Genomic DNA, 10,527 nt, shown 5'->3' with positions numbered 1-10,527 from the left:
CACCCAGGTGCAGGAGGAGGCCCGCACCCTGGTGAGCGACGTACTCGGCACCTGACCTGCCCGGTTCCTGACGTGCTCCGGTTCGTGCAGGGCGCACGCCGCCGCCCGCCCCGAGGTCCGGGGCGGGCGGCGGCGTGCGGTGGCGGCGCGGGTCAGGCCAGCCGGCGGGCACCCTGCGCGGCGAGGGCGGTGAAGACCCGCGGGGCGGTGTAGCCGGCCGCGGCGAAGGCCGCGGAGACGGCCCCGGCGACGCGATCGGCGTCCTCGTCGGCGACCAGGGCGATCACCGAACCGCCGAAGCCGCCGCCGGTCATCCGGGCGCCCAGCGCCCCGGCGGCGTTGGCGGCCGCGACCACCAGGTCGGTCTCGGCGCAGGAGACCAGGAAGTCGTCCCGCAGCGAGGCGTGGCCGGCCGTGAGGATCGGCCCCAGCGCGGCCGGCTCCCCGGCGAGCAGGGCCTCGACGGCGGCCTCGACCCGGGCGTTCTCGGTCACCACGTGCCGGGTCAGGGAGCGCAGCCCCTCGTCGGGGAGGTTGTCGAGGGCGGCGGGCAGGCCGGCCAGGTCGAGGTCGCGCAGGGCGGGCAGGCCGAGCAGTTCGGCGGCCTTCTCGCAGCCGGAGCGGCGCTCGGCGTAGGCGCCGTCCGCCAGGTCGTGCTTGACCTGGGTGTCGATCACCAGCAGCCGCAGCCCGGCGGCGGCCAGGTCGACCGGCAGCTGGCGGGCCGTCAGCGTGCGGGTGTCCAGGAACAGGGCCCGGCCGGCCTCGCAGCAGGTGGAGGCGAGCTGGTCCATCGCGCCGCAGGGCACGCCGACGAAGTCGTTCTCGGCGCGCTGGGCGAGCAGGCCCAGCTCGACCGGGCCGAGCCCGAGGTCCCACAGGTCGTTGCAGGCGACGGCGACCACGCACTCCAGCGCGGCCGAGGAGGAGAGGCCGGCGCCGGTGGGCACGTCGCTGTCCAGGTGGACGTCGACGCCGCCGACCGGGTGGCCGGCGTCCCGCAGGGCCCAGACGACGCCCGCCACGTACCGGGCCCAGCCGGGTACCGCACCGGGCCGCAGCTGGTCGGCGGTCACCTCGACCACCGCGCCGTCGGCCTGGGCGCTGTGCAGGCGCAGCAGGTCGTCCGCGCGCCGGCGGACGGCGGCCCGGGCGGCGTGCGGCAGGGCGATGGGCAGCACGAAGCCGTCGTTGTAGTCGGTGTGCTCGCCGATCAGGTTCACCCGGCCGGGTGCGGCCCAGACCCCGTCGGGGGCGCCGCCGTGGACGGCGGTGAAGGCATCGGTCAGCTGGTTGTCGGTCATCGGGCCACCTCGCGCAGGCGCCGGGCCGCGGCCTCGGGCGAAACATCGTTGACGAATGCGTCCATGCCGGACTCGACTCCGGCCAGGTACTTCAGTTTGCCCGCCGTCCGGCGGACGGTGAAGAGCTCCAGGTGCAGGGCCAGCTCGTCCAGCCCGGGGCGGTCGTCGCCGGACGGGGCCTGGTGCCAGGCCGCGATGTACGGGGTGGGCGAGGCCTGGGCGGTCTGCCCGGGCTCGACGAACAGCCGGTCGAAGCGGCCCAGCAGGTCGAGGTAGAGGCCGGGGAACTCGGCGCGCTCGGCCTCGGTGAGGGCGGTCAGGTCGGGCACCCGGCGGTTGGGGTAGAGGTGCACCTCGTACGGCCAGCGGGCGGCGAACGGGACGAAGGCCGTCCAGTGCTCGCCGGCCAGCACCACCCGGTCGTGGTCCAGGTCGCCGGCGGCGACCGCCTGGGCGTGCTGGTCCAGCTCGGCCGCCAGCAGGTCCTCGAAGAGGTTGCGGCCGGTGCTCGCGCGGTACTCGGCGGCCTGTCCGGCCATCCGGGCGGTGCGCGGGGTGACGAAGGGGAGGGCGTAGACCTGGCCGTGGGAGTGGGCCAGGGTGACGCCGATCTCCGCGCCGCGGTTCTCGAAGCAGTAGACCTGGCGGACGTCCGGCAGCGCGGACAGCTCCGCGGTGCGGTCCGTCCAGGCGTCCAGGACGAGGGCGGTCCGCTCGGGGGTGAGGTCGGCGAAGGAGGCCTCGTGGTCGGGGGTGAAGCAGACCACCTCGCAGCGTCCGGTGCCGGCGGCGGCCGTGTGCAGCGGGTCCTCGGCCTGGCCGCCGGGGGCGTCGGCGCCGAGCGAGGGGAACCGGTTCTCGAAGACCACGACCTCGTAGTCGGCGTCCGGCACCTCGCTGGTGCGCCCGCCCCGGGAGGGGCAGAGCGGGCACTGGTCGGCCGGCGGGTGGTAGGTGCGGCCCTGGCGGTGGGCGGCGACGGTGACCCAGTCACCGGTCACCGGGTCCCGCCGGACCTCGGAGAGGCTGGCGACCGGCTCCAGCGCGCGGGAGTCGACGGCGGTACGCACCGTACCGGGCCGCGCGTCGTAGTAGATCAGCTCGCGGCCGTCCGCCAGCTTGGTGATGGTCTTGTTCACGGCTTCCGCTTTCTGGCTGCGCTCGGTCTCGGCCCGCAGGGGCGAGCGTTGCCAACATATTCGAACCCGATGCGACAAAAGTCAACATCAACCGGTGATATGTTTTTGCGGGCACCGAATACCGGACCGCGCCGGCCTCCCCCGCAGGCCAGGGGGCCGGTCAGCCGGCGGCCGCCGCGCTCTCCCGGAAGCGGCGCAGCAGCTCACGGGCCGGCGCGCTGGTGGTGTCGAAGGCCTGGGTGGCGATGTCCTGGGTGACGGCCGCACCGAGGAGGAACGCCCACCGGCAGCTGAAGCAGAAGGCGATCTCGAACAGCACCTGGCCCTCGAAGAGGCACCCGGGCGCGGCATGCACCCGGATCCCGAAACCCGGGACGAAGCAGCGCATCGCCGGGCCGACGGGCAGGGCCGAGACCAGGCCGAGCACCTCCTGGGCGTCCTCCCAGCGGTCGACGGTCTCGCCGGCCAGGGTGCCGGCCCCGGTCCGCCAGGCGGACGGGGCGGTGATGCGAACGGCCTCGACGAGCCCGGCCATGGCGGAGGTGGTGGGTAGCAGCATCCGGGCAGTCTCCCGAAGGCGTGGACCGGTGGCCAGTGGAATTCCGGCCCGCTCCCGCGGCCGCCCCACGGGGGCGGCAGGGCGGGTCGGGCGGGCGCCCCCTCCGGCGGGCGGGCGCCCTATCCGGCGGTGCCGAGGGTCGCGTCCAGGACCCGCGCCCACTGGCGGACCACGCCGGCGCGCCGGGCGCTGTCGTCGGTGAGCAGGTTGGCCAGGCCCAGGCCCCGGGCCATGTCCATGGTGGCCTGGACGGTCTCGCGCACACCCGGGGTGCTCTCGTCCACGCCCAGGAAGTCGACCGCCGCCCGGTGCGACTCCCGGCCGACGTGGTTCTCCAGCGCCACGATCCGCTCCCGCAGCGGCTCCTCGGTGGCGGCGGCCACCCACAGGTGCAGCGCGGCCCGGAACAGCGGGCCGGTGTACAGCCGCACGATCATGTCGACCACGGCCTCGGTCCGCCGCGGGCCGGGCGCCGGCAGCTCGTCCGCATGGGCGCGGACGGCCGCCAGGCGCTCGGCCGTGACGTGCTCGACGGCCGCGGTGAAGAGGTCCTCACGGGTCGGGAAGTGGTGCTGGGCCGCCCCCCGGGAGACCCCGGCGCGCTCCGCCACCACCGAGACCGTGCTGCCGTTCCAGCCCAGCTCGGCCAGGCACTCCACGGCCGCCTCCAGCAGCCTGCGACGGGTGGCGCGGCTGCGGTCCTGCTGCGGCGCGCGGGCGGCGGCCTGGCCGGCCGGCGGCGGGGTGGTGGTCGGCGGGGTGGTCATCGGCGGTCGGCGTCCCTGTGGGTGCGGGTGGAGCCACGGGCAGCTCCTGGGCGGACGCCCCGATCCTCCCAGATCACCCGGCCCTCCCTGATCACCCGGCCGCCGCCCGTTCGCGGTCCCGCAGTTCCCGCCGGAGGATCTTGCCGCTCGCCGACTTCGGCACCGCCTCCAGGAACTCCACCGCCCGGACCTTCTTGTACGGCGCCACCTGACCGGCGACGAAGTCCGCGACCTGCTCCTCGGTGAGGGTGCTGCCGGCCGCGCGCACCACGAAGGCCTTCGGCCGCTCGACCCCGTCCGGGCCCTGGACGCCGATCACCGCCGCGTCGGCGACCTCCGGGTGGGTCAGCAGCAGGGCCTCCAGCTCGGCGGGCGCGACCTGGTAGCCCTTGTACTTGATCAGCTCCTTCACCCGGTCCACCACGAAGAGGTAGCCGCGCTCGTCCACGTACCCGACGTCGCCGGTGTGCAGCCAGCCGTCCGCGTCGATGGTGGCGGCCGTGTCGGAGGGCCGGGCGAAGTAGCCCTTCATCACCTGCGGCCCGCGGACCAGGATCTCCCCCGGCTCGCCCGCCCCCAGGTCGGCGCCGGCGGCCGCGCCGCCCGCGTCCTCGCCGTCCAGCGCGGCTATCCGCAGCTCGGTGGAGGGCACCAGCCGCCCGACCGAGCCGCGCGCCGGGTCCGGGTCGTACGGGGAGACGACATGGGTGACCGGCGACAGCTCGGTCATCCCGTAGCCCTGAAGGATCCGCGGCAGGCCGAGCCGGCGGGCACAGGCCTCGGCGAGGTCCGCGTCCAGCGGGGCGGCGGCGCTCAGCACGTAGCGCAGCGAGGAGAGGTCGTACCGGCCGACCAGCGGGTGCTTGGCCAGCGCGAGGACGATCGGCGGGGCGACGATCAGCGCCTCCACCCGCTGCTCCTGGATGGTCCGGAGGAACTGTTCGAGGTCGAACCGGGGCAGCACCACCACGGTCGCGCCGCAGCGCAGCGGCTGGTTGAGCAGTGCGGCCAGCCCGTAGATGTGGAAGAAGGGCAGCACCGCCAGCACCCGCTCGCCGACCGACGGGCGGTAGAGCGCGTCCGTCTGGGCCAGGTTGGTCGCGATCGAGCGGTGGGTGAGCATCACGCCCTTGGGCAGGCCGGTGGTGCCGCTGGAGTAGGGCAGCACGGCGATGTCGGCGGCCGGGTCGATCACCGGCGTGGGCTCGGGCGCGGTGGAGGCCAGCAGGTCGGCCAGCGAGCGGTGGCCCTCCGCACCGTCGCAGACGAAGATCTCGGCGATCGGCCCGCCCTCGGCGGCCAGCGCGTCGGCGGCGGCCCGGGCCACCGGCAGGAACGGCGAGACGGTGATGATCCAGCGGGCCCGGCTGTCCCGGAGCTGGGTGGCGAGCTCCCCCGCCGTGGTCAGCGAGCTGACCGTGGTGACGGTCGCCCCGGCGGCCGTCGCGCCGAAGTAGACCACCGGATAGGCGATGGTGTTGGGACTGTACAGGGCCACCACGTCGCCGGGCCGCACCCCCGCCTCCGCCAGCCCCGCGCTCGCCCGCCGGACGGCCCCGGCCAGCCGGCCGTAGCTCACCGACTCCCCCGTGACGCCGTCGATCAGGGCCGGCACGTCCGGGTGCTCGCCGGCCGCGCCGAGCACGGCGAGGTGGACGGGCAGGTCGACGGGCTCGACGTCGGGGTACTCGCTGCGGAACACCATGCATGCCTCCTGGGTGGGTCCTGACGACTGCTCACAGGGTGGCGCCGATCCGGCCCGGTGGACAGATGCCCGCCGATGATCCGAACTGACGAAATATCGGCGCGGTGCGCGCGGCGCGCTTGCCCGGCCACGGAGCGCGGCTGACGGTGAAGGCTCCCCTGCGCCCGCCCCACCGCACCCCTGGAGCTCCCGACGTGACGTCCTGCCACCGCCCCGAACCCCCCGCCGGCTCCGCCGCCGGACGTGCCCTCACGGTGGGCGCGCTCGCCGCCCTGCTCGCCCTCGGCGCCGCCCCCGCGGCCCAGGCCGCCCCCGGCGACAACGGCGACATCAAGGTGCACGAGAGCACCACGGCCGTGACGGACCAGCGCGACGAGCCGCAGGTCTGCCGGTTCTACCTGGACGCCTTCAACTTCGACGACCTGCAGCTGGTCAACTGGACCATCGAGCAGCAGCCGCCGACCGGCACCCAGCAGGTGACCGCCGGAACGCTCGCCCTGCTCAACGGCACCGGCCAGACCCAGATCATGTCCCTCCCGGACGGCCATTACCGGGTCAACTGGACCTTCGTCGGGCAGACCGGCAGCGCCAAGCACAAGGTGTTCACGGTCGCCTGCCCGCCGGCCGGCGGGCCCAGCGACATCGCCGCCCCCGTACCCCCGCCCGGCCCCGGCGGCCCGGGCAACCTCGCGATCCCCAGCACCTCGCCGCGGCCCGGCGGCCCGGGCAACCTCGCGATCCCCAGCACGCCGCCCCGGCCGTCCGGCAGTCCCGCGGCCGGCGGCGGCCGGCCGCCTGGCACCGGCGGACCGCACGGCGGCCTGGAGGCCGGTGGCGGCGGCACCTCGCACGACCCGCACGCGGTCGAGGTCGGCGCCGGATCCGGCCTGCTGGCGCTCGTGGCGGTGCTGGGCATCCGGGCCGTCCGCCGCCGCACCGCCCGCAATGCCGCATCCTGACGCCAGGAACCAGGAGCCGGGGCGGCGCGCCCGGGCGCGGCTGACCGCCGCGGCCGTCGCACTCGCCCTGGCCCTCGGCATCTGGCTGGTGCACGACGGCGCGGGGGCGAGCGGCCCGCCCGCTCCCGGGCCGGCCGCCGCCCCGGGCCCGGAGCCCACCGGCCCGCCGACGGGCGCGCCCACGACCGGAGCCGCCGCCCGGCCGGGCAAACCGCCCCCCGCTCCGCTGCCGCCCTCGGTGCCCACCGGCCTCAGGATCCCCTCGATCAAAGTCACCGCCTCCCTCCTCGGGCTGGGCCTGGACGCCGCCGGACACCTGGAAACACCCCCGCTGAGCGCCCCCGGCCAAGCCGGCTGGTACCGGGACGGACCCTCCCCCGGCGCACCCGGCAACGCGATCGTGGCGGGCCACGCGGACACCCGCTCCGGGCCGGCCGTCTTCTACCGGCTCGGGCTGCTGCGCCCCGGGGACACCGTGGAGATCACCCGGCAGGACCGCCGGACGGCCGTCTTCAGCATCGACGCGGTCCGGACCTACCCCCGGACGGCCCTGCCGGACACCACCGTCTACGGCCCCACCGAGCGGCCCGAACTGCGCCTGATCACCTGCGGGGGCAAGTACGACAAGAAGACCGGCTACTCGGACAACGTCGTGGTCTTCGCCCACCTGACCGCGACCCGCTGAGCCGGGGAGACACTGGGCCGGGGCTCGTTGCGCCCGGGCGCTTCGGCGGGCCGCCCCGGCGCGGGCGCTCCGCGCCGGGCGGCACCTCAGTACGAGCGGGGCAGTCCCAGGGTGTGCTGCGCCACGTAGTTGAGGATCATCTCGCGGCTCACCGGCGCCACCCGGCCCACCCGGGTGGCGGTGAGCAGCGCGCCGAGGCCGTACTCCTGGGTCAGGCCGTTGCCGCCGAGGGTCTGCACGGCCTGGTCCACGGTACGGGCCGCGGCCTCGCCCGCCGCGTACTTGGCCATGTTGGCGGCCTCGCCGGCGGCCAGGTCGTCGCCCATGTCGTAGAGGTGGCCGGCCTTCTGCGTCATCAGCCGGGCGAGTTCGATCTCGATCGCGCAGACAGCCAGCGGGTGCGCCAGGCCCTGGTGAGCGCCGATCGGAGTGTCCCAGACCGTACGGGACCTGGCGTAGTCGACGGCCTTGGCCAGCGCCTGCCGGGCCAGGCCCAGGGAGAACGCGGCGGTCATGATCCGCTCCGGGTTGAGCCCGGCGAACAGCTGGAGCAGACCGGCGTTCTCGTCGCCCACCAGGGCGTCGGCCGGCAGCCGGACGTCGTCCAGGAAGACCTGGAACTGCTTCTCCGGGGCGACCAGTTCCATCGGGATCGGCCGGTACTCGAAGCCGGGGGTGTCGCGCGGGACGACGAACAGGGCCGGCTTGAGCTTGCCCGTCCGCGCGTCCTCCGTCCGGCCGACGAACAGCACCGCGTCGGCGTGGTCGATGCCGGAGACGAACACCTTGCGGCCGGTGAGCAGCCAGTCGTCGCCGTCGCGGCGGGCGACGGTCGAGATCCGGTGGGAGTTGGAGCCGGCGTCGGGCTCGGTGATGCCGAAGGCCATCCGGCGGGTGCCGTCGGCGAGCCCCGGCAGCCACTGCTGCTTCTGCTGCTCGGTGCCGTAGCGGGCGATGACCGTGCCGCAGATCGCGGGCGAGACGATCAGCAGCAGCAACGGGCATCCGGCGGTGCCGAGTTCCTCCAGCACGATGGCGAGGTCGGTGATCCCGCCGCCCCCGCCGCCGTACTCGGCGGGCAGGTTGACGCCGAGGTAACCCGCCTTGCCAGCCTCCGCCCAGAGTTCGTCGGCGGGCAGGCCCTGGCGGGCCTTGTCGAGGTAGTAGGCGGAGCCGTAGCGGCGGCCGAGGTCGCCGACCGCGCGGCGCAGGGCCTGGCGTTCGGGGGTCTCGATCAGCGGGCTGGTGCTGTCGGCCGCGGTGGCGGACTGCTCGTCGCCGGGCCGGGCGTTGCCGGTCGTGGTGCGCGGTGCGGACATCCTGGGGTCCTTCCGGGCGGGTGAGGGTGAAGGGTCCGGGCGGTGAAGCGTGCCGGGCGGTGGAGCGTGCCGTGGCGGTGGAGCATGCGGTGGCGGTGGAGCATGCGGTGGCGCTGGAGCCTGGGTCAGGCGGGGCCGGGGGCCCGGTCGGTCGCGGGCTTCACCACGGCCAGCAGCGCGCCGAGTTCGACCTGCCGGCCGGGGGCGGCGTGCAGTTCGGTGAGGACGCCGTCGGCGGGGGCGGTGACGCGGTGCTCCATCTTCATCGCCTCCAGCCAGAGCAGGGGCTGGCCCGCCGTGACGGTGTCCCCCGGGGCGGCCGCGACGCGCACCACGATGCCCGGCATCGGCGCCAGCAGCGCGCCCGGGTCGGTGTGCACGGCGGGGGCGGGGAAGCGGTCGAGGGCGGTGAAGGCGGTGGACCCGGCCGGCTCGTCCACGTGCACGAGGTCGCCGTAGCGGGCGACGTCGAAGCCGCGGCGCAGTCCGTCGACGGCGAGCACGACCCGCTCGGACGTGGCGGAGACCAGGGTGGTGCCCGGGTGCCCCTCGGCGTCCAACTCACCCCGTCGGCCCAGTCGGTAGCGCACCTCGTGCTCCGTCCCGTCCGGTGCCCGGTAGCGCTTGGACTGCGGCTGGGAGGGCAGGTTGCGCCAGCCGGAGGGCAGCGCGGTGCGGCGGGCGGCAGCGTCCGCGAGGGCGGCGGCCAGCGCCCTCAGCGGGTCGCTCTTCGGGCCGGCGGGCAGCAGGGCGGCGGCGTGCTCGGTGAGGAAGGCGGTGTGCACCCGCCCCTCCAGGAAGGCCGGGTGGCGCAGCGCCGCGACCAGCAACTCCCGGTTGGTGGTGAGCCCGTGGACCCGGGCGCGGGCCAGGTCGGTGGCCAGCCGGCGGGCGGCGGCGGCCCGGGTGGGGGCCCAGGCGATGACCTTGGCGAGCATCGGGTCGTAGTGGATGCCGACGGTGCTGCCGGCCTCGGCGCCGGAGTCCAGCCGCAGGCCGGTGTCGCCCGGCGCGGTGCCGAAGGCGACCTGGACGGAGGGCAGTTCGAGCGCGTGCAGGGTGCCGGTCTGCGGGGCCCAGCCGGCTGCCGGGTCCTCGGCGTAGAGCCGGGCCTCGATGGCGTGGCCCCGGGCCGGCGGGGGCTCGGCGGGCAGGGCTTCGCCTTCGGCGACGCGGAGTTGGAGGGCGACCAGGTCGAGGCCGGTGACGCATTCGGTGACCGGGTGTTCGACCTGGAGGCGGGTGTTCATCTCCAGGAACCAGAACCGGCCGTCGGGGCCGAGCAGGAACTCGGCGGTGCCGGCGCCGGTGTAGCCGATGGCGCGGGCGGCGGCGGTGGCGGCGGCGTACAGCCCGGCGCGGTCCGCCTCGGCCAGGCCGGGCGCCGGCGCCTCCTCGATCACCTTCTGGTGACGGCGCTGGAGCGAGCAGTCGCGTTCGCCGACCGCCCAGACGGTGCCGTGGGTGTCCGCCATCAGCTGGACCTCGATGTGCCGGCCGGTGGGCAGGTACGGCTCGCAGAAGACCTCGTCCGAGCCGAAGGCCTTCGCCGACTCGGCCCGCGCGGCGGCGAGTTGGCCGGCCAGTTCGTCCGGCGAGCGGACCACCCGCATGCCGCGTCCGCCGCCGCCGGCCGCCGCCTTGACCAGCAGCGGGTAGTCGGACGGGGAGGGGTTCTCGACCGCGCCGAGGACGGGGACGCCGGCGGCCGCCATCAGCCGCTTGGCCCCGGTCTTGGAGCCCATCGCGGCGATCGCGGCGGGTGGCGGGCCGATCCAGGTGAGGCCGGCGTCCAGCACGGCCCGGGCGAAGTCGGCGTTCTCGGAGAGGAAGCCGTAGCCGGGGTGGACGGCGTCGGCGCCCGCGTCCAGGGCGGCCCGGACGATCAGGTCCGCGCGCAGGTAGGTGTCGGCGGCGGTGGCCCCGGGCAGCCGGACGGCGGTGTCGGCCTCGCGGGTGTGCGGGGCGTCCGCGTCGGGGTCGGAGTGCACGGCGACGGTGGCGATGCCCAGGTCGCGGCAGGTGCGGAAGACCCGGCGGGCGATCTCGCCGCGGTTGGCGACCAGCAGAGACGTGATCATGGTGGGTGA

General features: G+C 75.7%; 9 protein-coding genes. 2 read left to right on the top strand and 7 right to left on the bottom strand.

Annotated elements, in window-relative coordinates:
• Nucleotides 1–152 precede the first annotated feature (152 nt).
• From galK to IE329_RS37665, 5 genes are all read right to left on the bottom strand, one after another.
• On the bottom strand, nt 153–1,304 hold the full coding sequence (gene galK, locus IE329_RS37685; protein ID WP_190215575.1) for a galactokinase: 1,152 nt from the start codon (nt 1,302–1,304) through the stop codon (nt 153–155).
• A complete protein-coding gene (gene galT / locus IE329_RS37680; protein ID WP_190215574.1) occupies nt 1,301–2,443 on the bottom strand; it encodes a galactose-1-phosphate uridylyltransferase in 1,143 nt (380 codons plus the stop codon). The genes galK and galT overlap by 4 nt, the downstream gene beginning before the upstream one ends.
• A gap of 160 nt (nt 2,444–2,603) precedes the next feature.
• Entirely contained in the window at nt 2,604–3,002 is a 399-nt protein-coding gene (locus tag IE329_RS37675; protein WP_190215573.1) for a hypothetical protein, read from the bottom strand.
• Nucleotides 3,003–3,121: 119 nt separating this feature from the next.
• A complete protein-coding gene (locus tag IE329_RS37670) occupies nt 3,122–3,769 on the bottom strand; it encodes a TetR/AcrR family transcriptional regulator (RefSeq protein WP_190215572.1) in 648 nt (215 codons plus the stop codon).
• Nucleotides 3,770–3,860: 91 nt separating this feature from the next.
• Nucleotides 3,861–5,474 carry an AMP-binding protein gene (locus IE329_RS37665; RefSeq protein ID WP_190215571.1) on the bottom strand — a complete coding sequence of 538 codons (1,614 nt, stop codon included), beginning with the start codon at nt 5,472–5,474 and terminating at the stop codon, nt 3,861–3,863.
• 194 nt (nt 5,475–5,668) lie between these two features.
• On the opposite strand from IE329_RS37665, the gene IE329_RS37660 reads away from it, so the two are divergent.
• Together IE329_RS37660 and IE329_RS37655 are read left to right on the top strand one after the other, a co-directional pair.
• Entirely contained in the window at nt 5,669–6,433 is a 765-nt protein-coding gene (locus IE329_RS37660; protein WP_190215570.1) for a hypothetical protein, read from the top strand.
• The gene (locus IE329_RS37655) at nt 6,420–7,118 is read left to right on the top strand and encodes a class F sortase (RefSeq protein ID WP_190215569.1); all 699 of its coding nucleotides are present in this window, start codon (nt 6,420–6,422) and stop codon (nt 7,116–7,118) included. The genes IE329_RS37660 and IE329_RS37655 overlap by 14 nt, the downstream gene beginning before the upstream one ends.
• A gap of 86 nt (nt 7,119–7,204) precedes the next feature.
• On the opposite strand, the gene IE329_RS37650 is transcribed toward IE329_RS37655, so the two are convergent.
• Together IE329_RS37650 and IE329_RS37645 are read right to left on the bottom strand one after the other, a co-directional pair.
• A complete protein-coding gene (locus IE329_RS37650) occupies nt 7,205–8,437 on the bottom strand; it encodes an acyl-CoA dehydrogenase family protein (RefSeq protein WP_190215568.1) in 1,233 nt (410 codons plus the stop codon).
• 125 nt (nt 8,438–8,562) lie between these two features.
• Entirely contained in the window at nt 8,563–10,518 is a 1,956-nt protein-coding gene (locus tag IE329_RS37645) for an acetyl/propionyl/methylcrotonyl-CoA carboxylase subunit alpha (RefSeq protein WP_190215567.1), read from the bottom strand.
• Between the last annotated feature and the right edge of the window lie 9 nt (nt 10,519–10,527).

The organism is Kitasatospora indigofera (assembly GCF_014655955.1).
Taxonomy (GTDB): Bacteria; Actinomycetota; Actinomycetes; order Streptomycetales; family Streptomycetaceae; genus Kitasatospora; species Kitasatospora indigofera.
Note: the sequence above shows the minus strand (reverse complement) of the source record. Positions and strands in the feature narration are given on the sequence as shown.